The sequence below is a fragment of the Myxococcus sp. CA051A genome (assembly GCF_013336705.1).
Classification (GTDB): domain Bacteria; phylum Myxococcota; class Myxococcia; order Myxococcales; family Myxococcaceae; genus Myxococcus; species Myxococcus llanfairpwllgwyngyllgogerychwyrndrobwllllantysiliogogogochensis.
The window spans coordinates 1-454 of the sequence record NZ_JABUMS010000082.1; the positions used below are offsets into that span (position 1 = coordinate 1).

The 454-nt window shown below is 67.6% G+C and carries 1 protein-coding gene; it reads left to right on the plus strand.

From position 1 onward, the window contains the following. Window positions 1–261 precede the first annotated feature (261 nt). A partial coding sequence (locus tag HUA74_RS45010) for a hypothetical protein (RefSeq protein WP_174459519.1) occupies window positions 262–454 on the plus strand: 193 nt, incomplete at its 3' end.

Below are 454 nucleotides of genomic sequence, written 5' to 3' on the forward strand. Positions count from 1 at the left end.
AGACCGAGCCCCGGATCCCCAAGGGGTGGAAGCAGTGGCACTTCTGGCAGTACACGGAGAAGGGCCGCGTGGAGGGCATCGACGGGGAGGTCGACCAGAGCTACTTCAACGGCACCTCGGAGGAGCTGAAGACGCTCTTCGCGGCGCAGGCGAAGTAGGCCGGCTCCGGCCTCGGAGGCTGCAGGCCCGCTTCGCCTTCTGAGGAAGAATCCAGCCGGTCGCCGTTGAAAGAGAGGCTTTCTCTCTTTCAGGGGCTGGTTCATGCACACAACGACGAATCCTCATCTCAGCGCCGCCATGCGCACCGACCCGAGAGGCCGGCTGCGTGTGGCGGCCCTGCTGTTTCTGGGCGCCGGCGCCATCCTCTCCCCGGGTGCCGCGCTGGCGGGCATCGTCTGTCCGCCGCAGGCCCGCTACCAGTCGACCCTGCTCATGCCGACCACCGGAGGCGGCA